This is a genomic window from Arthrobacter sp. Y3221157 (genome assembly GCF_059089865.1).
Map to the genome: position 1 here is coordinate 1 of NZ_JBNHFD010000044.1, position 21,086 is coordinate 21,086.

Consider the following 21,086-nt stretch of genomic DNA (forward strand, 5'->3'; position numbering starts at 1 on the left):
CCGCGGTGACGTAGTGCGCGGTCGCGCCGACGAGTTTCACGCCCCGGTCGTAGGCCTGGTGGTAGGGGCGGGCGCCCTTGAACCCGGGCAGGAAGGAGTGGTGGATGTTGATCGCGCGGCCTTCCAGGGCCCGGCACAAATCATCGGAGAGGACCTGCATGTAGCGGGCCAGGACCACCAGGTCCGCCCGGTATTCCTCCACCAGTTCCAGCAGCCGGGCCTCAGCGTCGGCCTTGGTGTCCGGGGTGACCGGCAGGTAGATGAAGGGCAGCCCGGCCGCTTCGGCCATCGCCCGGTGGGTTTCGTGGTTGGAAACCACGGCCACCAGGTCCCCGCCCAGGCTCCCGCCGCGCCACCGGAAAATCAGGTCGTTGAGGCAGTGCCCGAACTTGGAGACCATCACCAGGACCCGCTGCTGGGTCTGGTCATGGAAGCTGAACTTCATCCCGAACCGGTCAGCGATCGGGCCGAACTCGGCCGTGAGTGTCTCCGGAGTCAGGTCCGGGGACCCGGAAAACGCGGTCCGCAGGTGCAGGGTCTGGCGCAGGCTGTCATCGAACTGCTGGTGCTCGTCAATGTTGAAGCCCCGCTCGAACAGGAAGGTGGTCACGGCCTGCACAATCCCGGCCTGCTCGGCGCACGAGAGTGTGAGCACGAACTTCTGCCCCGGCTCCATTGCCGGCAGGGCCGCTGCGGTTGCCTCTGTTTGCATGAGGGTCATGTCCCCTCCTCCTTCTAGATATATTCAAAAGTAGCGAACTGATATATTAGATTGGACCCCAGCGTATACTCGACTGTGACGCAGGTCAACATGTTTATTTCGTTGTCGGGGAAACGATTCTCACAGTTCGTCCTCCGGCCGGGCGGCGACGATCCGCTCAGCGTTCTTCTGCAGGATGTCGAGCGACTCCTGAATCAGCGGAGAGGCAATGCTGCCCCTACGTACGGCCGCGACAATGCGCCGCGAGGGCCTGCCTTTGCCCGTTAAGCGCAGGCGAACCACATTCTCTGCATTGCGCAAGGGCGCCAGTCGCGGCAGCAAGCCCACGCCGAGCCCCGCACCCACGAAGGCGATCTGGGTTTCCCACTCGACGGCCTCGTGGGCAATCCGTGGTGTCACACCAACTGCCGTGAACGCCGCAGTGAAGAGGGAGTGGTAGGTGGAGCCCGCAGCTTCGGTGATCCAGGCTTCCGAGGCCAATTCTTCGAGCGTCACCCGTTCCTGCGATGCCAGCGGATGGTCAGACGGAAGGATCACGTCCAGGGGATCGTCGAGCAGCACGGTCTGTTCGAAGCGCAGGTCATCCTCGCCGTAGGTGTTCGACTGCATGGCGACAATGACCGCAAGGTCAATCCTCTCGGCTACCAACAGATCGAAGCAGCGGGCGGGGTCGGCCTCAAGTACCTGTACCTCCAGTTGCGGACGCGTTGAGCGGAGACTGGCCGCAAGCGGCGCGAGCAACTGCGCGGCCGCCGTCGAAAATCCACCGAGGCCGAAATGTGACTGCACCTGGTCGCCGGCCTCCATGGCGGCGGCGCGCAGGCTCTCCCATTCCGCGATGAGGGAGTCCGAACCGGCCACAAGAAACCGGCCCGTAGCGGTCAGCCGCACACCGCGGCCGTCCTTCGCCAGGAGCTGCAAACCGAGCACGCGCTGGAGCTCACGCAACTGCGCGGAGACGGCTGAAGGGGAGTACCCCGTGAGCTCCGCGGTTGCGCCCACGGTCCCGCAGCGGGCGAATACTCGGAGCGTTATAAGTCTAGGATCGATCATGCAACTATTGTGCACGGTTATCTCCGGATTCTTGCGCTTTTATTGAGCTCTCGTGAGCCCTAATCTCTTGGAACAACGCTTTTTGACTACGGCTGCACCGACGCACCCGTAGCCGCCCAGATATCACACGTAACCACGCCTCCCGGGAGGAAACCCATGACTGCTCCAGTGCACCAGCCCCTCAACTCACGCGGAAAACTCGCGTCCTCATTGCCTGCAGAGCAGCTGGCTGAGATCACCGAGTTGTTTGCGTTCCGCCGCACGGGCTACTCCCTCGATGCCCCCTTCTACACCGACCCGGCAATCTTCAAGGTCGACATGGAGGCTATCTTCGGCCAGCACTGGATCTTTGCCGGGAGCGTCGCCGAGCTGCCGGAGCCGGGCGACTACATCACGGTCGATTACGGTCCCTACTCCCTGATCGTCCTCCGCACCGACGAAGGGGACGTCAACGTCCTGCACAACGTCTGCCGCCACCGCGGGGCGCGCGTCCTGACCGAAGCTGCCGGTTCCACCGGAAACCTCGTCTGCGGCTACCACTCCTGGACTTACTCCCCCGAGGGCAACCTGATCCACGCCTCCGCCCCCGGAGAAGCGAAGTTCGACAAGAACTGCTTCGCGCTCAAGCGCGCCCACAGCCGCGAGGTTGCCGGACTCATCTTCGTCTGCATCGCTGACGAACCGCCCACGGACTTCGACGAGACCTCGAAGATCTTCGAGCCCTACCTGGCCCCGCACGACCTGTCCAAGACGAAGATTGCCTACCAGCAGAACATCATCGAAGAGGGCAACTGGAAGCTCGTCATGGAGAACAACCGTGAGTGCTACCACTGCGATGGACACCCGGAACTCGCATGCTCACTCTTCCCCACGTGGGGCCTGACCGAGGGCCTGATTCCTACGCACCTCGAGGAAGTATGGGACCGCAACAAGGAAGCGCAGTCCTCTCTTGAAGAGCGTTGCCGCCGCTACGGACTGCCCTACGAGGTGGTAGAGGAGCTTGACACCCGTATCGCCGGAATCCGCATCTCCCGCGAATCCCTGGACGGCGAAGGCGAGTCCTTCTCCGCCGACGGGCGCCGGCTCTCCAAGAAGCTGCTCGGCGACCTGCCGGACTTCCGCCTTGGCCGCTGCTCCATGCACCTGCAGCCCAACAGCTGGTTCCACTTCCTCGGTGACCACGTCATCACGTTCGGCGTCTTCCCCATCAACGAACACCAGTCGCTGGTCCGCACCACCTGGCTGGTGGCTGACGACGCCGAAGAAGGCGTCGATTACGACCTGGAGAAGCTCACGTACACCTGGAAGCAGACCAACCTGCAGGACAAGGCGTTCGTGGAACTGTGCCAGCAGGGCGCTGCCAGCCCTGCCTACGAGCCCGGCCCGTACATGAAGAGCGAATACCAGGTCGAGGCATTCATCAACTGGTACGTGCAGCGCGTTCAGGAGCACTTGGCATGACCGAACTCCTCACTGAAACGGTAATCCAGGAACCACAGCGCATTCGCGGTCTGGAGATGCCGTGGAACAGGGTCATGGGCAGCACCGAGACACCAGCCCGCGCTGCCCGTGCATTGGGCCCCTGGCACCCCCAGGAGTTCATGGCCGAATGCGTGGAGACCGTTGTCGAGGCCGGCGGCCTGATGACCTTCGTGTTCCGGCGCACCGACGGTGCGCCCCTGGCCTTCCGTGCGGGCCAGTATGTAAACGTCGCCTTTCCGGTAAACGGTGAGGACCAGGATCCGGTGGACCGCAGCTACTCGCTGTCCAGTTCGCCCACGGAGCCATGGACGTTCAGCATCAGCGTCAAGCGCGACCCCACGGGCCTGGTTTCTCCGTGGGTGCATGCGAACGTCAAACCCGGCACCGTTCTGGACATGCTCGGACCCGTCGGGGCGTTCCACCTGCCCGACGCCGACCGGCGGGCGCGTTACCTCCTGCTGGCCGCCGGTGCAGGCATCACTCCTATCATGTCCATGGTGCGGACCATCCACTCCCTGCCGGGACACGCCGATGTGGTGGTCCTGTACCACGGGGCGGAAGCCGGAGGTTTTGCCTTCCACCGGGAGCTGGCCTACATCGCCTCCGTGGACTCGCGGATTAAGGTCTTCTACTCCCTGGGCGACCGCAGCAAGCCCGAGGGGTGGGAAGGGCTCACCGGAAGGCTGACGGCGGCCATGCTCGATCAGGTGGCCCCCGACGCCAACGGCCGCCAGGTCTACGCCTGCGGCCCTGAGGGTTACCTGAACAGCGCCACCGAGCTCCTCAAGAAGGTCGGCGTCGACGACACATCCATCTACATGGAGTTCTTCTCGGGAGACCGCCAGACACTCCTTGAGTACCAGGCAGAGATCGCGCTGGCAACGGACATCGCGGAGGAAATCGCCGAGGAGATCGCCGAGTCAGCCGAGGATTACTACGAAGGCCAGCCAAGCGCGTTCGGACTCTACGAGCCCGGCTACGACGCCGATGGACCCCTCGAGGCCACGGGGCTGCCGCTGGAAACCGTCGACACGGATGCTCCCGCGGCCGGGGGCAGTGCGGATGCGGAGCCCGAGGCCGTAACCCCCGATGCCTCGAGCTTTGAGACAGTGGGAACGGGAAGCCTCACCCTGTCCTTCCTGCGCACCGGCGTCAACGTGCGGATAGATCCCGACCAGCACATCCTCGAGGTGGCGCAGCGAGCGGGTGTCCGGATCGGCGCCAACTGCAAGGAAGGCATGTGCGGCTCCTGCAAGGTCGTCAAGCTTTCTGGAGAAATCGAGATGAACCACCAGGGTGGTATCCGCAAGCGGGAAATCGACGCAGGCAAATTCCTGCCCTGCTGCTCCACGGCGCAGACCGACATGGTGATCGACGCCTAGCAGCTTACAACGGCAATAGCAGTCCCGGGCGTCATTCCGCAGTACATGCGGGATGACGCCCGGGTTTTTTCGTGGAGTGGAGGATGCTCAGGAACATGATGGCCGCGATGGCGGCGCGGTCCTGGGTGGAGATGGTTTGATTAGTCGGTGCTCGGTCTCAGGCGTCTCTTGGTTCTTATCGTTTTTTCGGTCTGTGTCTCCACCGCTTTCGTGTTCTGGATGCTTGGGCAAGCCGGCGTCGATGCGCGGCAGGCCCTTGCTCCGCCGCCCCGGGCGGGGGCCGAGCTCGAGGCGCTGTCCTCTGGTATGACCACCGCGGTGAACGTCACCAGGAGTCCGGATGCCGAGTGGGTTGTCCGGGCCGCCGGGCAGACCGGCATCCCGGAACGAGCGCTGCGGGCGTACGTTGCCGCAGCTGTAACCGTTAATGATTCCGTTCCGGCGTGCGGGCTCGGGTGGAACACCCTGGCGGCCGTCGGTTTCGTTGAAACAGGACACGGAACGTACGGGGGCGGCGGCCTCACCGCCGAGGGGGAAGTGAGCCGCCCGATTGTGGGCCCGGTCCTGGACGGTACCGGATTCGCCGCGATCGCCGACACGGACGCCGGGACCCTGGACGGGGACACGCGCTGGGACCGGGCTGTGGGGCCGATGCAGTTCATCCCCTCCACCTGGGAGCTCGTAGCGCGCGACGGAAACGGGGACGGAACGGCAGACCCGTCCAATATCCACGATGCCGCTCTTAGCGCAGCACACTATTTATGCGCCAACGGCCGTGACCTCACCACCTCGGAAGGATGGACCGGCGCCATCTACGCCTATAACCAGTCCGACACCTACATCCGCCAAGTGCGTGACCAGGCCACCGCATATGCAGCGAAGGCGGAAACCCGGGAGAGATGATGCACCTGGCAGTCAGCCGGGATCGGGCGAGATGCCCGCAAGCTACGCGACGGCCCACTGCGTCCCTCTCAATTCCGCCATCACCATCGCCGTCTCATCCGATGCAAGCGGAGCGAGCGGGGATCTGACAGTGCTGCCGGGCAGCTGGTTCCGCCCGTGGAGGATGTGTTTGGCGGCGGCTGCTGCAGGTGCGTAGTTCATCACGGCGCGTATGAGTGGTGCCAGCTCGAAGTGGAGCTGCCTGGCCAGCGCCAGGTTGCCGGCGTCCACCGCGTCGATCAGCTCGCGGAAGATGCCCGGGGCGATGTGTGCTGAGACGCTCACCAGCCCTGCGGCTCCTGCGGTCATCCAGGGGAGAGCGAGGGCGTCGTCGCCGGCATAGACGGCAACATCCGTTTCGGCCAGGACTTCCGTTGTTGCACCGAAGTCCGCCTTCGCGTCCTTCAGTGCAACAATGCGGGGGTTATCGGCCAGGCGTTTGATGCTGTGGTGCTGTTGTCACTGGTCGGACTCCGTTGACTCGGCTTTGTGCCTGCGGAAGGCATGGATCCCGACGGCGATGCCTGGGTGGCTCCTGCGTCAGAGACTTCCGGTCGTTTCGGCCGCAATGCCGAAGGACAGGGTCATCCCGATGCCGGAGGTGACTGTTATTGCTGTTGTGGCTGGGTCGATCTCCTCACGCAGGAGGGAGGTCAGGGGGCTGGAGGCGTAGACCCCCTGCCAGCGTTGGGTGATGGTCAGCTTCGTGCCGAGGATTTTTCGATCTCACTGACGAGCCGGGTGGTCATCCATTCGTCCTGGAAGGGACCAAGGATTTGTCCGTAGACGGCAGGCTCATCACCCAGGTGGGTCACAGACAGCGTCATGGTCAGAACTGAATTGGACCTGAACCGTGCCTGGAAGGGGTGCGGCAGCCCTGGCAGGGGATCCGTGGCTGCAGGCTTGTAGTCCAGGTCGAATGTCAGGGTGTAGTGGTCAGGTCGTTGCTGGATCGACGACAGCGCCCAGGGACCAAGGCCTTGGCTTGGCTTCGCTCCGCGGCCGGTTCATCTCCCCAGGTCTTCTGACAAAGCCGGAACCGGACCGTGCTGTCTAAAGCCCCCATGGACCTGTCCGCAAGGATGCGGACCGTACCGCCGTCGCGAGCTGCAGGGGCCAGCGCATGTGACAGGCGCCACCTAACAACCTGCCGCTCCGGAGCAGCAGCGGACGTTAGCGTTGAAAGCCCGCTAACCCCCGAAGGACCATGAAGACTTCCCGCTTTGCTGCCAAGTCCCTTGCCGCCGCCACTGCCGTTCTGCTGGCTGGTTCACTTGCCGGTTGTGATGCCGCCGCTAATGCACTGGAGGCCATCGAATCCGCTCCGCGCAGCGCCGCCGGTGATCCCGCTCCGGCAGATCCGGCTGCTGCCCGCAACGCCCTCAACCAGCTGCAGACCATTCCGGTGAAGGGCCGTGCGCCGAAGACCGGCTATTCCCGCGATGAGTTTGGTCCGGCCTGGGCTGACGTTGACCGGAACGGCTGCGACACCCGCAATGACATCCTGGCCCGGGACCTCACCGACGAAACCTTCAAGCCCAGTACCAACGACTGCGTTGTTGTCACCGGCACCTTGGCCGACAAATACACCGGGACAACCATCGATTTCGTGCGCGGGCAGGACACCAGTTCCGCCGTCCAGATCGACCACCTCGTAGCACTTAGCGACGCCTGGCAAAAGGGCGCGCAACAACTCACTGCTGAAGAGCGCAAGGACCTGGCCAACGACCCGCTGAACCTCATGGCCGCAGATGGACCCACCAACGGAGCCAAGGGTGACAAGGACGCTGCCACCTGGCTGCCGCCGAACAGGGCATTCCGGTGCGAGTATGTCATCCGGCAGACGGCCGTTAAGGCCAAGTACAAACTATGGGTAACGCAGGCTGAGCATGATGCGATCGCCGGCATCCTCAGCGGCTGCCGGTAAGCGCACGAACACTGCAAAACCCTCCGGCCCTCATTATGCTCGAATCATGGCGGTTCAAGATTCTGCGGAAAATCCCACCAGGTCCATCAACCAGGAACTGAGCCAACGGCGCGGCTGGTTACTGGTCATCGCCGTTGGGCTGGCCGTCCACATCCTCAGTATCGTCATCGGTTTAAGGCCCGCGGGGCCGCTCTGCGGCAGTCCGCTGCTGCCGGAAAGCCAGGCAGCTGAAATGGCCGATGCCCAACTGCACATCACGGCGCTCGCGCCGGAGTGCTACCGGAACATCGAAGCCGCGGCGGCGCCCGTCTGGATTCTCATGGCATTCGGTATCGCTTTGGTGCTGCTGGGAGTTGCCGTCAGGATAGCCGGTATCCGCCGGTCCTTGACCACGCCCGCACTCTGAGGGGCGCCTTCCAACGCGCGTGGGGACGGAAGGCACCCCTCTTCGCAGGAACTATTTGACGGCGCCCTGGGTCAGGCCGGACATGACCCAACGCTGTGTGAACAGGTAGACGACGATCGCGGGTGCCATCGCCATCAGGTACGAGGCGAACGCTACGTTGTAGCTGTTGCTGAACTGGGTTTGGAACATCTTTTGCAGCACGGGAATTGTCTGCAGTTCCGGGTCGGAGATGATCAGTGACGGCATCATGAAGTCGTTCCAGGACGCGATGAAGGCGAAAATGCCCACTGTTGCGCTCATTGGTCCGAGCAGGGGAAAGATGAGCCGCCAGAACACCTGCGACGTCCCAGCGCCGTCCATCCGCATGCTTTCCTCCAGCTCCAGCGGAATCGAGCGCAGGAACGCGGTAAACAGCATCGTGTTGAAGGCCAGGGCAAACACGATGTGCAGGATCGCGACGCCGAGCGGATTGTCGAGTCCGACCATGCCGGTCAGCTGGATCTGGGGGAGCGCCACCACCGGGAACGGGATGAACATCGCCGCCAGCAGGTAGAAGAAGGACCAGCGGAAGAGCCGGCGGTCCCAGTTGCGGACGATCGCATAGGCTGCGAGTGCCGACACCACGATCTCCCCGATGACCGCGATGACGGAGACGAATACGGAGATCGCGAAGCCGCGGGGAAAGTTCGTGAGCGTCCACGCCTGGGTGAAACCATCGAAGGTCAGGGGGCTCGGCAAGGAGAAGGCATTGCCGTCCACGGCCTGGCCGGTGGTCTTGAGTGCCATGCTGACCGTGACGTACAGCGGGACAAGCACGCCAAGGGTGCAAACGATCAAGACGGCGGTGGCGGGCCAGTTGGTGCGCTCCTGGCCAACGCGGATGCGGCGCGAGGCAGGGGTCACTGGTTGTGCGGGGATGGTACGGGTCGCGTTGCTCATGCTGCGATCCCTCCTTTGCCACGTGTGAAGCGGAGCTGGATGAGTGCGATGGCGACGCTGATGAGGAAGAAGATCACGGCGTTGGCCATCTGGTAGGCGTAGTCGCCGCCTTCGAAGCCGCGGAAGATTGCCATCGCTACGCTCCGGGTGGCGACCCCGGGGCCGCCGTCGGTAAGGCCGACGATGATGTCGTAGGCGTTGAGGTAGTTCTTGAAGCCCAGCACGGTGTTGATCACCGCATACCCGGCCACGAGCGGCAACGTGATGTGCCGCAGGTTGTGCCAGGGCTTCGCGCCGTCGATGGAGCTCGCCTCGTACACCTCGGCGGGCACGGTCAGCAGGCCTGCGATGTAAATCAGCATCGCACTCGGAACCGACTGCCATGCCGTGACGAAGACGATCGCCAGCCAGGCGAGGTCCGGGTTGGCGAGGATGCTCGTGGTGAGCGGTTCGATTCCCAGGCTCTGGCCTGCCAGCGGCAGCGAATTGGAGAAGAGGTACTGGAACACAAAGGCAATGACGATGCCGGAGATCACCATCGGGATAACGAAGACCGTCCGCAGCGCAGTGCGGAAGCGGACACGGGACGTCAGGCCCAGGGCCAGCAGGAAGGCCAGGACGTTCACGACGACGACGGTCACGAGCGAAAAGGCGAGCGTGAATCCATAGGCGCCGAGGATCCCTTCATCGCGGAAGGCAGCGATGAAGTTACGGAAGCCGATGAATTCGAAGTCGCCGAAGCCAACAGAGTTCGTGAAGCTGTAGATGAAGCCGAGTACCGCAGGGAGTGTGACGGCGAGCGTGAAGATCGCCAGTGACGGCAACAGGAAAAGATAGTAGAGCGGGTCGACCCGGCTTTTGCTTACTCTTGCCGGCGTGGCCGCTGGTGGGGCGGCAACCGCCGGCCTGGTGGAAGGTCTCGTCATTGATGACATGGGGTGGTCCTCGTTTCGTGCAGGGGTTCGGGGATGCGCCTACGCGCGGAAGGCCAGGCGGGCCCAGTCGGCATCCAGGCGGCGCAGGGTGCTCTCAGCGTCCGCTCCGGAGACGATCGACTGGAAGTAGTTCGCGGCGGGAATCGTGTTGGGGATGAACTGCGAGGCGCCCATGTAGAAGCGGCCCCCGTCGTAGAACTTCTGCATGTCCACGATGCGGGGGTCGGTGACCGCCGGTGCGTCCTTGACCGTGCCGAACCCCAGGAACTGGGCGTTGTAGGGGTTCTGGATCTCCGGCTGCATGAGGTACTGCAGGAAGGCGCGGGCTCCCTGCTGCCCGTTGGCCACCTCGGGGACCCAGAGCGAGAGGTCGATGTTGACCCGGACCTTGAGGTCTGCGGGGTTATTGGTCATGGGCAGCGGGAAGGTGCCGAGGTCCACATCGGTGCCGGCCTTTTCAATTTCCCCGAAGGCCCACGGCCCCTGGAAGTACATTGCCGCCTGCCCCTGTGCCATGGCCGTGTTGCCGTCACCGTAGCCGCGGCTGGAGGCGTCTGCATTGACGTACTTCGTCAGCTGGACCATGCGCTGCACCGGTTCCAGCATGGTTTTCTGGAACGACACTTCGGAGTCCGGTCCAACCTTCTCTCCGATGACGTGCATCGCACGGTAGAACGCGCGTACGTCCACCATGCCTCCCACCGCGTAGTCGAACAGGCCCTGGGCGATGGTCCAGGGATCGCGGAATGTGCCGTAGATCGGTGTGATGCCGGCAGCCTTGAGCCGTTCGCATACCTCGATAAGTTCGTCCCAGGTTGTCGGGACGGCCAGGCCGTTGTCCTGGAAAATCCGCCGGTTGTAGATGACGGACGCCGCCATCACCGAGTAGGGGATCACGCTGGTACGGCCTGCATAGGTGGGGTACCAGTTCGTCAGGTCGAGCACGTCTTCGCGGATGTCAGCTGCCTCGGGCAGGTCGGAAAGGTCCGACAACGCACCCCGCTCCATGAACCGGGCCATCTCAAGGTTGTAATTGAGGCAACCGAGGTCAGGGGGACTGCTCCGGACGAACCCGGCGGAGAGATTTGTGGCCATGTCGTGCAGAACGCGGAACTGGTCCTGGGACGCGGTGAACTTCGCTGCCAGGTCGCGGAAATAGGGAACGGCTTCCGGCTTTGACTGGTGGAATGTGATGGTCGGGGTGCCCGACGCGCTGCATCCTGCCAGGCCGTAAGCGGCCAGCGCGCTTCCGGCTGCGGCGAGGAATGTACGTCGGGAGACGCGCGTCCCGGCGGACGTCAAGGGTGGCAACATTGGCTCCTGGTGGGTCTCGGAAGATTGATTTGGATCTTATATTTAGGACCTATACGAGGATGGGGGACGGAAGGGATATCGTCAAGGGATGAGCGCAACCACGGCGAACTCCACCCAACTGTTACGGCAGATCAACTCGGAGGCGCTGTTGCGCTTTGCCTTGCAGGAACAGGTCTTCACCGCGGGCGAGGCGATGGCTGAAACCGGGCTGACCCGCGCCACAGTCCTGGGAGTTTGCGACGGGCTGGTTGATGAGGGATGGCTGGAAGAGGTTGACGACGGCGGTGACGCCACGGGCCGCACGCTCAAAGGAAGGCCGGCACGCCGCTACCGGCTGCGTGAAGCTGTGGGCGTGGTTGTGGGACTGGACGCCGGCGAAACGTCCTTTACAACCGTCGTCGCGGATTTGCGGGGACGCGAACTGGGCAGCCGCCGCGAGGGGCTTGATTCACACGTCCTGGGGCGCGCCGGCCGCTGCGAAAAAGCCCGGAAGTTGATCGGACTGACACTTGCCGATGCCGGGCTCACCGGTGATGATGTGTTGCTCACGGTTGTCGGCGTCCCCGCGCCGGTGGACGCCGGCGGCGCATCTCCCGCGGAGGGGGAATTCTGGCAGCTGATGAACAGCGGATTCGCCTCGCACCTCCACGGCAGGGTCGTCGTCGATAATGACGCCAACCTCGCCGCCATCGCCGAACGGGCACAGGACCCCTCAGCCAACGTGGCCACCCTGTTGACAGGCGAACGGTTTGGCGCGGGCCTGATCGTCGATGGGCGCCTGCTGCGCGGACCGCGGGGCGGGGCCGGCGAGATGCGGTTCCTGGACGCGTTCACCGATGACAAGTTCCTCCCCGGAGAAGGCAGCACCGACGGGTTCGGGGCACTCGCACGGAAGTGGGCCCGTTCGGGCATCCACTCCTACGAGGGCCGGACAACGCTGCGGGCCATCCCCGAGGAGCAGATCAAGGCGGAGGACGTGTTCGAGGCAGCCCGTAAAGGGGATCCTCTGGGGGAGGACATCATCGCCCGGCTCGGCGCCCGGCTGGCGAAGATTGCCGTGGTTCTTTCCAGCCTCCTCGATATTGAGCGTGTGGTCATAGCCGGCGCGATCTCACGGGCCGTTGACCCCGTCCTGGAACACGCACGCAGCCTGCTCCCTGCCGATTCCGGTGCCCCGCTTCCGGATCTTGTGGCAAGCATGCTGGGAGCCGAAGCCGTTGTCCAGGGAGCTGTGGAGTCCGCACTGGCAAGGATCAGGCAGGAACCGAGCGCCTTCCTCCCGCGGGCGGCGGGGGTCTGACAGCAGGCCGACCGGCAGGCACTGGTCGGTGCACCTGCCCGGTGCCACCATTGAGCACACGGCTACACACCCAAGGCCAGAGGAGGCTCGTGATGATCAATAGGACAGCAGGCGCCCCCGAAACCGGATACGCGCCGATCAACGGGCTTCAGATGTACTACGAGTTGCACGGCGACGGCGACGGCGGCGGCGTGCCGCTGTTGCTCCTGCATGGCGGGCTCTTCGACATTGAGCAGCAGTTCGGTGCGCTGATTCCCGACCTGTCGGCCGGGCGCCGGGTGATTGCTACGGACTTCCAGGGGCACGGACGTACCAACGACATCGACCGCCCGCTCGGTACTGCTTCCTTGGCCTCGGACGTCACCGGGCTTCTCGAGCACCTCGGTGTTGGGAACGTCGATGTCTTCGGATTCAGCATAGGAGGTGCGGTGGCGCTGGATCTCGCGGTCCGTCGGCCGGAGCTGGTGCGCAAGCTCATCGTGTCCTCGGTATCTTTCCGCCCGGACGGCGACCGCGGCGGGAACGCAGAAGCGGTAGCGGTGATGACAGTGGACATGATCGCCGGAACCCCGATGGAGGAACGCTACCTCGCCGTGTCCCCGCATCCGGACCGGGAGCACCTGCAGGGCCTGCTGGACAAGCTTGGACGCTACGGCGAGGGCGAAATCGGCTGGAGCGACGACGAGATCCGCGGCATCGCCGCCCCCACGCTCTTCACCGTGGGCGACTGCGATATGGTCAGGCTCGACCATGCGGTGAAGTTCCTCCAGCTGCGCGGCGGAGACGTGAACGGCGACTTCGAGGGTGTGCCCGCCTCGCAATTGGCGGTGTTTCCCGGCACGACGCACTTCTTCGGGCTGGCACGGACCAACCTGGTGCGCGACGTCGTCGTCACCTTCCTCGACGCACCCGCTGAAGCGTTATATGACCCGCCAATGTAGGGCCCGGAACCCCCTGAGAGGCTTCTCTCGCTAAGCAATTAGGGGGATTTGTCGATTGACTTTCCCTGTCAACATGAGGATGCTCAATCTTACAATTCACTGCAGTAACACCTGTTCCGATCGGGTAGCCATGGGCAACGATGACTATGGAATTTTTGAACTGGACCTCATGCGGTCCTGGCAGCTCCGCCAGGGCGGGGAAGTAGTCCACGTTGCTGCACGCCAGCAGCGGCTCATCGCCGCACTGGCGGTCCGCGGTCCCAGCCTTCGCACCTTCCTCGCCGGGATGCTGTGGCCCGAATATCCGGACGACAAGGCCCTCGAAAGCCTTCGGGTAACAGTCCATTTGGTCACACGGCAACTGCCCGGCTTGCTCGTCAAGGACGGAGCTTTATTGTCACTGGACGCCGGGGTTGTGGTGGACCTGCACAAGATCCGGGCTGTCCTGAAGGCAGCGGGCATCCCCGGCGGCGAAGTGCTTGCAGCGAACCTGCAGGAACTGCGCGACCTGGAATTCCTGCCCGGCTGGTATGAGGATTGGGTACTGTTCGAGCAAGGGCGGCTGCGGCACGACCAGCTCCGCGTCCTGACGCTCCTTGCCGGCGGATTTTCCAGCCGTGGTGATCATGGGGCGGCTGCGGAAGCCGCCGCCGCGGCACTCCATATCGAGCCGTTGTACGAGAGCGCAGTCCGGTTCCTGGTGGCGGCAGAACTTGCCCAGGGAAACCTCGCGTCCGCCCTGGTCGCGTACGAGAAGTACCACGACCAGCTGCTGCAGGATATGGGCGTAGAACCCTCCGGGGCGCTGAAGCACCTGATCAGCGAGGCCGTAAAGCCCCAGGCCCACGGGGCAAAGGACCAGCTAGTTCCCGCCTGGGGCAATGGTTTGGGACAACAGCCACTGCTGCACAACGTGTAGGACCCGGTCGGGGTCGGCGGCGGACACCGTTGTCTGGTCGCGGCCGTGGGCAGGACCGTACGTAATCCTTGCCCGGAACGCGGCGGACTGGCCGCCATGTTCATGCCAGGTGCGGATTACCAGGGTGCCGGCGTCTGAAACGTCATGCATTGCTGCCTCCCCGCCGGCAGGTTCTGCCCCCACGTCGTCCGATCGCATCGTCTCCCCACTCTCCGCCGGGACAAGCCCTGTTCAAAGGTGACGGTTTGACTACCGGCAACCCGTCCTGCCGGCTGCGGTGCTGCCTGGATTGGCAGGGCACTGAGCCGAACAGCTCCCATCCTGCCCCAGAAGAACCGGTAGTCCGCTTCCTTTAGCAAAGATTCGGACAAACTTGAGCAACACCCCGCCGCAATTGCCGGCGCACGAATTCGGGCCTTGTGGATGGAGAGTGGACTCACCAATACATCAGGGCCGTCTGCCCGGACTCACCTGCCCAATAGAGCCTCACCCGCACCACATAATGCCGTCCCTGGAAGAGCTTGGCCGAAACGCGCGAGTTGCGGTCCTCGCCGCTGTCGTCATCCCCGGCGACAAAGCGAAGTTCGCCGTCGACGTTCTCGAACAGCACCAGTACGGTATCAGCTGTCCCGAAGGTGGCAATCTCGTAAGTCCGCGAGGCGGAGGGCTCCAGGGCGAAGTCGGCCTGCTCCGCGGGGCTCAGGGACAGCGGGACGGACTTGAACGGGTCGAGCAGGGGGAGTTCACGTTTGATGGCAGGAAAGAACTTGAGCACCCATTCCTTGTCCGCTTCGGACAGCCCGCCCGGAGGATTCAGGCCCGCCTGGAACCTGGCAGGTTCCTTGATGAGTCCGGCGGGGAACCAGTATTCCATGACAGAATCCGGGTCCCACGAGGAACCTTCAACCTCGCCGGGGTCGATCTTCCGCAGCACATTGTGCAGCGTCTGCTCCGGCGGCCAGTGGTTCGGCGCTCCGCCGAAGTATTCGTAGACCCGCGGCTCGTCCCAGACGATGCCCGCGAAGGGGTTCTGGTGCTCGTGCGGCATCCCCAGCGTGTGTCCTATCTCGTGCAACGCCGTTGTCCGGCCGTACTCGTCGGTGAGGTCCCAGCCGAAGTTCATGGTTGGTTCCGTGGCGTTGATTTCCAGGACGTCGCGCCCCACGTAGGACCAGGACCCGTCCCTTTGGTCAAAGGCGATCCTTACCTCGGCCTCGCTTTTGTCCGCCACTTCGGAAAACTCCAGGCCGATGCCCAGTGCTTTCCATTCCTGGAAGGCCTTCCGCACTGCCTCCTTTTGCGGGGCCGGTCCCTGGAAGAACCAGTAGTGGAGCACCGTGCCGTTCACCCATTTCCCCCGCAACCGGCGGATGAGGCGTTCCCTGCCGGGTGCGAGGTCGGGACGAAGCAGGGGACGGCTTTGCGGCCTGGTGTCGCAGTGCGGCCGGACAGTCTCTGTAGTCATGGTGTGCGCTCCTTTGCTGGCAGGCCGCGAATTGGCCGGATCAACCGCTGCCCCCGGCAACGGACACCGGGACGGTCTGCATCCAGTAGAGCGCGGCACCGTTACTGCCGCATTACTGCTCTCGGGATACCACCGGTGCACGCCCGTGCCGGTAACGCCGTCGTAACGGCGGACATGCTCAAATGCCCGCAGGGACAACAGGTGGGCGCCGCGGAAGCAAACCATCGGAAAGGGGACGGGACGTGGGCACTCCAGGTGGCGACGGCAGGCTGCCCATCATCTATGTCCGCGGGTTCGCCGGGAACGGAGGTGCCATCAACAGCGCGGTGGACGATCCGTTTTACGGCTTCAGCCAGGGATCAGTCCATGTACGGTCGGACAGCAGCGGCAGGGCGCAGTTCCACCAGTTCGAATCGCCCATGCTGCGGCTCATCTCGGACCACAAGTACGAGGTCCCGGTACACGGAGACCAGTGGGCGTTCCTGCAGGGGGTGGACACCAGGTCCGTCAATCCCGCCTCGGTGTGGATCCACCGGTTCTACGACGACTCCGCGGACACCTTTGACCAGGACCCGGAAAGCTTCTCCTTTGAAACGGCCGCCCGGGACCTGTTCAAGCTCATCAAACTGGTGCTCGACAGGACGGGGGCGCCCAAAGTTTTCCTGGTGGCGCACTCCATGGGCGGGCTGGTCTGCAGGTCTTTGCTGCAGCGTGTCATTCCGGAGGAGCTCGCGGAAACGGACGGAATGATTGATCCCGCGGCCGGCGCAAAGTACGTGGCCAGGGTCTTTACCTATGCCACACCGCATGGCGGCATCAACTTCGCAGTCGGATTCGGACTGCTGGAGCGGATCAGAGACGCCACCGGCATCCACGGCGCTGACATCTTCGGGCCGGACCGCATGTATGACTACCTCACTCCCGCGGCACGACGGCGGACACTGCGGCGCGAGAGCTTCAAAGGCACCGAAATGCCCGACGACGGGTTCCCGGTTTCCGAGCTCTTCTGCCTGGTCGGTTCCAACCCGGAGGACTACGACGTCGCCCTTGGACTTTCCTCCCGGGCTGTCGGACCCCGCAGCGACGGGCTGGTCCAGATCGACAACGCCGCTGTCCGGGGCGCCCCCCTTGCCATTGTCCACCGCAGCCACAGCGGCCGGTACGGCATCGTCAACTCCGAAGAGGGCTACCAGAACCTCCAGCGGTTCCTCTTCGGGGACCTGAAAATCCAGATTGAGCTGGTGGGCTTCACCGTCGGCCGGGACGCGCCGGATGAAGTGGAGTTCCAGCTGGACGTCGGCGTGGCCATCCGCGGGCTGCCAGTGCTGGTCCATGAGCAAAGTGCCGCGCATTTCTGTCCGGTGCAGATCGAGCGCTGGAGGGAAGGCGATCCCATCGATTCACCCAAGCCGCTGCTCACCACGTTCCTTTCGTCCCAGGCGCCCCGGCCGCTGGTGGGCGGACGGGTGGTGCCCAGACTGCGGCATGCGCTGAAGCTGCGGTTGCTGTCCATCGCCGAGAAGCAGGGCCGCCTGTTCTTCGACGACCACATGGAACAGACGGAGGACTGGCAGGACACGCTGGTGGTGGACATTGAACCTCCGTCCGCCGGGCAACCACTGCCCAAGGCTTGGGCTGCATGGAACAGCACCATCCCCACCGCCCTGCGCGACTGGAACCCGGAGGAGAAGGACCGGCTGCTTGACCGGGACGGGACACCCAACAGGTGGAGCGGCCGCATTGACGTTCCGGACGTGATGAAGCCGCTGCTCGGCGGGAACGCCGGCCTGCAGATCAGCGTGACCCCGCGGGGGCTGCCCCTCTAGGCGGCCGGCTGTCACCAGCGGATTTCGGCAAGGCTTGCCAGCGGGGCCCTGTCATCGGCTGCCCGCAGTGACGTCCGGCCGTCATCGCCGCGCAGCGGATCCGCGAAGCGCAGGGAAGTGCGTTCCTCCAGTTCGGCAATGCTGACCTGGAAGGCACGGAATTCGTTCAGGTCCAGGGCTTCGAGGGGATTCAGGTTCTGCGTCAGGAGGAACGCCGCGCTGCGGAACCCGCCCTCCTCCATGTACGCGAGGATCTTCCAGTATTCGCGGGGCAGCGGTACGCCCCGGTACTCCCGGTCGTTGTCCCGGAAGATGGGGCCGCCGAACGCCGTGGCCTTGAGGTCCTGGACGTCGACGTCGGAAAAGACGGACTCCTCCAGCCGTCCCCAGATGCCGTTCTTGCCGCTTTGGTTGAAGTCGTCCATTTGCGGTGCGATGTTGGTGAAGAAGAACGAATTGTCGTTTGCCTTCTTCGCCTCGGGCAGCGGACCCCAGAGCAGGTCCGCCCGGCGGGCGATGTGCCCGCGGTCCAGGCGGTTGCCGTTGTATAGCTCGTCGCCGTTTTGGAACTCCTCCGGAATCCGGGAGTCCTTGATAAACGCGCTGCCCTTCCGGCTCAACCTCTTGATGCTGCCGCCGTCGATATTCCAGGCGACCCAGCGGGCAAACCGCCGGGACTTGCTGACCGCCAGGGAGAAGTGGGTGTACGGGATGACGGCTGAACCGTTGAGTTGGACGGTGTCCTCCAGCAGCGCGGCATTGATGGAGGGCGGCTCGAGGTCGTTGCCAAGGAACCCTGGATCGTACCCGCGGCTTTGGACATCCTGCTGCTCACCCATGCCGCGGACTCTAGTTCCAGTGACGTTATCCGGACGTTACAGCGCTCGCCGGGACGGCGGGAGGGCCGTATGCTGAAGCCCTCCGGGCAAGCCCACAGGGAAAGGCGGCCGGGCCGCCACGAGAGGACAGGGCCATGACAACAGCGGCCGGCCGGGTGGTCTGCGACATCACCGTCACGGCGGACGGATATTCTGCCGGGCATAACCAAACGGAGCAGCGCCCCTTCGGTGATGACGGCAGCGACGGTTCGGGGGACCGGCTGCACGCCTGGATGTTTGAAACTCCGGACGAGAACCGGGCGGAGATCGAACAGATCGGTGCCGCCAAGGCGTTCATCATGGGCCGCAACATGTTTGGTCCGGTGCGCGGCGGATGGGACCGGCAGTGGAATGGCTGGTGGGGCACCAACCCTCCGTTCCACGCCCCGGTTTACGTTCTCACACACCATGCCCGCAATCCCCAGCCCATGGAGGGCGGCACCACGTTCCACTTCGTCACGGACGGAATCGAATCGGCGCTGGCGCAGGCGCGCGCGGCGGCCGGCACCGGGAACGTCGCGGTCCAGGGCGGCGCCACCACCGTCAACCAGTACCTCGCAGCGGGGCTGATCGACGAACTGCGCCTGCACATCGCGCCGCTGACGCTGGGTGCGGGCACCAGGCTGTTCGACGGCGTCCCGGCCCTGAAGCTGGAACAGTTGACATCCCGGGGGGCGAGCCAGGTCACCCACGTGACCTACCGGGTGCTGCCGGCACAACCGGCCTGACTCCTGCTACTGCATGACGGCAGCCACGGCGCTGATCTCGACCAGCGCGCCGGGTACGCCCAGCCCGCTGACGAACGCCGCCGTCACCAGGGCAGGTTCTGCCGACGCGAGCTGCGGGGCGATGGCGCCGTAGCCGGCAGCGATATCGGCACCTTCCACGAACAGCACCGTCCATTGCACGACGTCCGCAAGGGTGGCCCCGGCAGCGGCGAGCGCGGTCCGGGCGTTCTCAAGGGCCCGCTCCGACTGGGCGGCCACGTCACCCTCCCCAGTGAGGGCGCCTGCGGCATCGACGGCGTTCTGGCCGCCAACATAGATGATGGTTGCACCAGGCGGCACGACGGCGACGTGACTGAACGCGGGACTTGTGACGAGGCCCTGGGGCCGGAGACGCTGGATGGATGCCATGGCTGTATGATCCCACCGCGCACCGCCGCTGGCGAGGCTGTTCCGCCAGGCCGCTGGGACGGGAGGAATTATGGGAGTTTGCTCGATCTCCGGCATGGCCGGGCTTACCGTAGAGGGGTGAGTGACCGTCCCGATATTTTCACTGTCGGCGAGCTGCGCGCCGCCGGCCATGTCCACAAGGACCTGCGGCATGAAATCCGTGACAACCTGCTCGCAGCGCTCGCCGCCGGCCGGGATCCATGGCCCGGGTTATACGGCTTCAGCCGGACCGTCCTGCCCCAGCTGGAGCGGGCCCTGATTGCCGGACACGACGTTGTCCTGCTCGGCGAACGGGGACAGGGCAAGACGCGCCTGCTCCGCACCCTGGCCGGGCTCCTGGATGAGTGGTCGCCGGTCATCGAGGAGTCCGAACTCAACGAACATCCGTACTATCCCATTGCGGAGCAGTCCCGCGCCCGGGCGCTAACCGAGGGGGACCGGCTGCGGGTGGCATGGCGGCACCGTTCCGAACGCTACGTGGAGAAGCTGGCGACGCCGGACACCTCCGTCGCCGACCTCATCGGCGACGTCGACCCCATGCGCGTTGCCGAGGGCCGCCGGCTCGGGGACCCGGAGACCATCCACTACGGCCTGGTTCCGCGCTCCAACCGCGGCATCATCGCCATCAATGAACTGCCCGACCTTGCCGAGCGCATCCAGGTGGCCATGCTCAACGTGATGGAGGAACGCGACATCCAGATCCGCGGTTACGTGCTGCGCCTGCCCCTGGACGTGTTGGTGGTCGCCTCCGCCAACCCGGAGGACTACACAAACCGCGGCCGGATCATCACGCCGCTGAAGGACCGCTTCGGCGCCGAGATCCGCACCCATTACCCCATCGAGCTGGAGGACGAGGTGGCCGTTATCCGGCAGGAGGGCCGGCTGGTGGCCGACGTCCCGCCCGTCATCCTGGAGATCCTGGCCCGCTACACCCGTGCCCTGCGGCAGTCTCCGGCTATCAACCAGACGTCCGGAGTGTCCGCCCGGTTCGCCATCGCAGGTGCCGAGACGGTGGCCGCGGCCGCGCTGCGCCGTGCAAGCCTGCGCGGTGAGGAGCAGGCAGTGGCCAGGATCATCGACCTGGAACCCGCAGCGGAGGTCCTCACCGGGAAGATCGAATTTGAGTCGGGCGAGGAAGGCCGGGAACAGGGCGTCCTGGACCACCTGCTCCGAACGGCAACAGCCGAAGCCGTGCGGGCCCATTTCCACGGCATCGACATGGGTCCGCTGGTGGCGGCCCTGGACGGCCACACCACCGTGACCACGGGAGACCAGGTCACCGCACGGGAATTCCTCCAGAACCTGCCCTCACTCAACGGATCCGGGCTCTACGACGAAATCAGCGGCCGCCTGGGGGCGAAGAACGACGGCCAGCGGGCTGCCGCCGTCGAACTCGCGCTGGAGGGGCTCTACCTTGCCCGCCGGATCTCCAAGGAGTCCGACGACGAAGCAACGGTCTACGGCTAGCCACAGGAGGCATC

Annotated in this window: 21 protein-coding genes; 11 read left to right on the forward strand and 10 right to left on the reverse strand. The window is 64.5% G+C overall.

The window, feature by feature from the left end; genetic code table 11:
* On the reverse strand, nucleotides 1–721 hold a 721-nt coding region (locus AC5RTT_RS12330; protein ID WP_494145427.1), incomplete at its 3' end, for a formyltetrahydrofolate deformylase.
* A gap of 120 nt (nucleotides 722–841) precedes the next feature.
* A complete protein-coding gene (locus tag AC5RTT_RS12335) occupies nucleotides 842–1,774 on the reverse strand; it encodes a LysR family transcriptional regulator (protein WP_494145428.1) in 933 nt (310 codons plus the stop codon).
* Between the two features lie 156 nt (nucleotides 1,775–1,930).
* Between AC5RTT_RS12335 and AC5RTT_RS12340 the strand changes: the two genes are divergently transcribed.
* From AC5RTT_RS12340 to AC5RTT_RS12350, 3 genes are all read left to right on the forward strand, one after another.
* A complete protein-coding gene (locus AC5RTT_RS12340) occupies nucleotides 1,931–3,235 on the forward strand; it encodes an aromatic ring-hydroxylating oxygenase subunit alpha (protein ID WP_479775369.1) in 1,305 nt (434 codons plus the stop codon).
* Nucleotides 3,232–4,638: a ferredoxin reductase gene (locus AC5RTT_RS12345; RefSeq protein WP_494145429.1), complete on the forward strand. Its 1,407-nt coding sequence runs from the start codon at nucleotides 3,232–3,234 to the stop codon at nucleotides 4,636–4,638. Before AC5RTT_RS12340 ends, AC5RTT_RS12345 begins: the two co-directional genes overlap by 4 nt.
* A 219-nt stretch (nucleotides 4,639–4,857) precedes the next feature.
* The gene (locus AC5RTT_RS12350) at nucleotides 4,858–5,541 is read left to right on the forward strand and encodes a lytic transglycosylase domain-containing protein (RefSeq protein ID WP_494145430.1); all 684 of its coding nucleotides are present in this window, start codon (nucleotides 4,858–4,860) and stop codon (nucleotides 5,539–5,541) included.
* A 42-nt stretch (nucleotides 5,542–5,583) separates the two neighbouring features.
* Here the strand turns inward: AC5RTT_RS12350 and AC5RTT_RS12355 are convergent, their stop codons facing one another.
* Nucleotides 5,584–6,024, reverse strand: coding sequence for a dihydrodipicolinate synthase family protein (locus tag AC5RTT_RS12355; RefSeq protein WP_494145450.1), 441 nt, complete (start codon nucleotides 6,022–6,024; stop codon nucleotides 5,584–5,586).
* Between the two features lie 254 nt (nucleotides 6,025–6,278).
* Entirely contained in the window at nucleotides 6,279–6,407 is a 129-nt protein-coding gene (locus AC5RTT_RS12360; RefSeq protein ID WP_494145431.1) for a hypothetical protein, read from the reverse strand.
* A 380-nt stretch (nucleotides 6,408–6,787) separates the two neighbouring features.
* Here AC5RTT_RS12360 and AC5RTT_RS12365 point away from each other — a divergent pair, with 380 nt between their 5' ends.
* Both AC5RTT_RS12365 and AC5RTT_RS12370 read left to right on the forward strand, forming a co-directional pair.
* Nucleotides 6,788–7,507, forward strand: coding sequence for an HNH endonuclease family protein (locus tag AC5RTT_RS12365; RefSeq protein ID WP_494145432.1), 720 nt, complete (start codon nucleotides 6,788–6,790; stop codon nucleotides 7,505–7,507).
* 46 nt (nucleotides 7,508–7,553) lie between these two features.
* Nucleotides 7,554–7,913 (forward strand): hypothetical protein, encoded by a 360-nt coding sequence (locus AC5RTT_RS12370; protein WP_494052214.1) that lies wholly within the window; start codon nucleotides 7,554–7,556, stop codon nucleotides 7,911–7,913.
* Nucleotides 7,914–7,964: 51 nt separating this feature from the next.
* Here AC5RTT_RS12370 and AC5RTT_RS12375 read toward each other — a convergent pair whose 3' ends face one another.
* The 3 genes from AC5RTT_RS12375 to AC5RTT_RS12385 are packed head-to-tail and all read right to left on the reverse strand — an operon-like array spanning nucleotide 7,965 to nucleotide 11,101.
* Nucleotides 7,965–8,852 carry a carbohydrate ABC transporter permease gene (locus tag AC5RTT_RS12375; protein ID WP_494145433.1) on the reverse strand — a complete coding sequence of 296 codons (888 nt, stop codon included), beginning with the start codon at nucleotides 8,850–8,852 and terminating at the stop codon, nucleotides 7,965–7,967.
* Nucleotides 8,849–9,787: a carbohydrate ABC transporter permease gene (locus tag AC5RTT_RS12380; protein WP_494145434.1), complete on the reverse strand. Its 939-nt coding sequence runs from the start codon at nucleotides 9,785–9,787 to the stop codon at nucleotides 8,849–8,851. Before AC5RTT_RS12380 ends, AC5RTT_RS12375 begins: the two co-directional genes overlap by 4 nt.
* 39 nt (nucleotides 9,788–9,826) lie before the next feature.
* Nucleotides 9,827–11,101, reverse strand: a complete 1,275-nt coding sequence (locus AC5RTT_RS12385) for an ABC transporter substrate-binding protein (protein WP_494145435.1) — start codon at nucleotides 11,099–11,101, stop codon at nucleotides 9,827–9,829.
* Between the two features lie 88 nt (nucleotides 11,102–11,189).
* Here AC5RTT_RS12385 and AC5RTT_RS12390 point away from each other — a divergent pair, with 88 nt between their 5' ends.
* From AC5RTT_RS12390 to AC5RTT_RS12400, 3 genes are all read left to right on the forward strand, one after another.
* Nucleotides 11,190–12,401 (forward strand): ROK family protein, encoded by a 1,212-nt coding sequence (locus AC5RTT_RS12390; RefSeq protein WP_494145436.1) that lies wholly within the window; start codon nucleotides 11,190–11,192, stop codon nucleotides 12,399–12,401.
* Between the two features lie 92 nt (nucleotides 12,402–12,493).
* Complete coding sequence (locus AC5RTT_RS12395) at nucleotides 12,494–13,342, forward strand: alpha/beta fold hydrolase (RefSeq protein ID WP_494145437.1); 849 nt, start codon at nucleotides 12,494–12,496, stop codon at nucleotides 13,340–13,342.
* A 130-nt stretch (nucleotides 13,343–13,472) separates the two neighbouring features.
* The gene (locus AC5RTT_RS12400) at nucleotides 13,473–14,261 is read left to right on the forward strand and encodes an AfsR/SARP family transcriptional regulator (protein ID WP_494145438.1); all 789 of its coding nucleotides are present in this window, start codon (nucleotides 13,473–13,475) and stop codon (nucleotides 14,259–14,261) included.
* A gap of 436 nt (nucleotides 14,262–14,697) precedes the next feature.
* Here the strand turns inward: AC5RTT_RS12400 and AC5RTT_RS12405 are convergent, their stop codons facing one another.
* Complete coding sequence (locus tag AC5RTT_RS12405) at nucleotides 14,698–15,726, reverse strand: M12 family metallopeptidase (RefSeq protein ID WP_494145439.1); 1,029 nt, start codon at nucleotides 15,724–15,726, stop codon at nucleotides 14,698–14,700.
* 242 nt (nucleotides 15,727–15,968) lie between these two features.
* On the opposite strand from AC5RTT_RS12405, the gene AC5RTT_RS12410 reads away from it, so the two are divergent.
* Nucleotides 15,969–17,552 carry an esterase/lipase family protein gene (locus tag AC5RTT_RS12410; RefSeq protein ID WP_494145440.1) on the forward strand — a complete coding sequence of 528 codons (1,584 nt, stop codon included), beginning with the start codon at nucleotides 15,969–15,971 and terminating at the stop codon, nucleotides 17,550–17,552.
* A gap of 11 nt (nucleotides 17,553–17,563) precedes the next feature.
* On the opposite strand, the gene AC5RTT_RS12415 is transcribed toward AC5RTT_RS12410, so the two are convergent.
* Complete coding sequence (locus AC5RTT_RS12415) at nucleotides 17,564–18,391, reverse strand: DNA/RNA non-specific endonuclease (RefSeq protein ID WP_494145441.1); 828 nt, start codon at nucleotides 18,389–18,391, stop codon at nucleotides 17,564–17,566.
* A gap of 134 nt (nucleotides 18,392–18,525) precedes the next feature.
* Between AC5RTT_RS12415 and AC5RTT_RS12420 the strand changes: the two genes are divergently transcribed.
* Nucleotides 18,526–19,158 carry a dihydrofolate reductase family protein gene (locus AC5RTT_RS12420; RefSeq protein ID WP_494145442.1) on the forward strand — a complete coding sequence of 211 codons (633 nt, stop codon included), beginning with the start codon at nucleotides 18,526–18,528 and terminating at the stop codon, nucleotides 19,156–19,158.
* A 6-nt stretch (nucleotides 19,159–19,164) separates the two neighbouring features.
* Here AC5RTT_RS12420 and AC5RTT_RS12425 read toward each other — a convergent pair whose 3' ends face one another.
* A complete protein-coding gene (locus AC5RTT_RS12425) occupies nucleotides 19,165–19,566 on the reverse strand; it encodes a RidA family protein (RefSeq protein WP_494145443.1) in 402 nt (133 codons plus the stop codon).
* A 117-nt stretch (nucleotides 19,567–19,683) separates the two neighbouring features.
* Here AC5RTT_RS12425 and AC5RTT_RS12430 point away from each other — a divergent pair, with 117 nt between their 5' ends.
* On the forward strand, nucleotides 19,684–21,072 hold the full coding sequence (locus AC5RTT_RS12430) for a sigma 54-interacting transcriptional regulator (RefSeq protein ID WP_494145444.1): 1,389 nt from the start codon (nucleotides 19,684–19,686) through the stop codon (nucleotides 21,070–21,072).
* The last annotated feature ends 14 nt before the right edge of the window (nucleotides 21,073–21,086 follow it).

Excerpts from the sequence above, each read along its gene's own strand:
- AC5RTT_RS12405 (WP_494145439.1), bottom strand. The coding sequence starts at position 15,726 with ATGACTACAGAGACTGTCCGGCCGCACTGCGACACCAGGCCGCAAAGC.
- AC5RTT_RS12395 (WP_494145437.1), top strand. The coding sequence starts at position 12,494 with ATGATCAATAGGACAGCAGGCGCCCCCGAAACCGGATACGCGCCGATC.
- AC5RTT_RS12340 (WP_479775369.1), top strand. The coding sequence starts at position 1,931 with ATGACTGCTCCAGTGCACCAGCCCCTCAACTCACGCGGAAAACTCGCG.
- AC5RTT_RS12345 (WP_494145429.1), top strand. The coding sequence starts at position 3,232 with ATGACCGAACTCCTCACTGAAACGGTAATCCAGGAACCACAGCGCATT.
- AC5RTT_RS12360 (WP_494145431.1), bottom strand. The coding sequence starts at position 6,407 with ATGACGCTGTCTGTGACCCACCTGGGTGATGAGCCTGCCGTCTACGGA.
- AC5RTT_RS12350 (WP_494145430.1), top strand. The coding sequence starts at position 4,858 with ATGCTTGGGCAAGCCGGCGTCGATGCGCGGCAGGCCCTTGCTCCGCCG.
- AC5RTT_RS12365 (WP_494145432.1), top strand. The coding sequence starts at position 6,788 with ATGAAGACTTCCCGCTTTGCTGCCAAGTCCCTTGCCGCCGCCACTGCC.
- AC5RTT_RS12370 (WP_494052214.1), top strand. The coding sequence starts at position 7,554 with ATGGCGGTTCAAGATTCTGCGGAAAATCCCACCAGGTCCATCAACCAG.
- AC5RTT_RS12415 (WP_494145441.1), bottom strand. The coding sequence starts at position 18,391 with ATGGGTGAGCAGCAGGATGTCCAAAGCCGCGGGTACGATCCAGGGTTC.
- AC5RTT_RS12425 (WP_494145443.1), bottom strand. The coding sequence starts at position 19,566 with ATGGCATCCATCCAGCGTCTCCGGCCCCAGGGCCTCGTCACAAGTCCC.
- AC5RTT_RS12420 (WP_494145442.1), top strand. The coding sequence starts at position 18,526 with ATGACAACAGCGGCCGGCCGGGTGGTCTGCGACATCACCGTCACGGCG.
- AC5RTT_RS12400 (WP_494145438.1), top strand. The coding sequence starts at position 13,473 with ATGGGCAACGATGACTATGGAATTTTTGAACTGGACCTCATGCGGTCC.
- AC5RTT_RS12335 (WP_494145428.1), bottom strand. The coding sequence starts at position 1,774 with ATGATCGATCCTAGACTTATAACGCTCCGAGTATTCGCCCGCTGCGGG.
- AC5RTT_RS12380 (WP_494145434.1), bottom strand. The coding sequence starts at position 9,787 with ATGTCATCAATGACGAGACCTTCCACCAGGCCGGCGGTTGCCGCCCCA.
- AC5RTT_RS12385 (WP_494145435.1), bottom strand. The coding sequence starts at position 11,101 with ATGTTGCCACCCTTGACGTCCGCCGGGACGCGCGTCTCCCGACGTACA.
- AC5RTT_RS12390 (WP_494145436.1), top strand. The coding sequence starts at position 11,190 with ATGAGCGCAACCACGGCGAACTCCACCCAACTGTTACGGCAGATCAAC.
- AC5RTT_RS12375 (WP_494145433.1), bottom strand. The coding sequence starts at position 8,852 with ATGAGCAACGCGACCCGTACCATCCCCGCACAACCAGTGACCCCTGCC.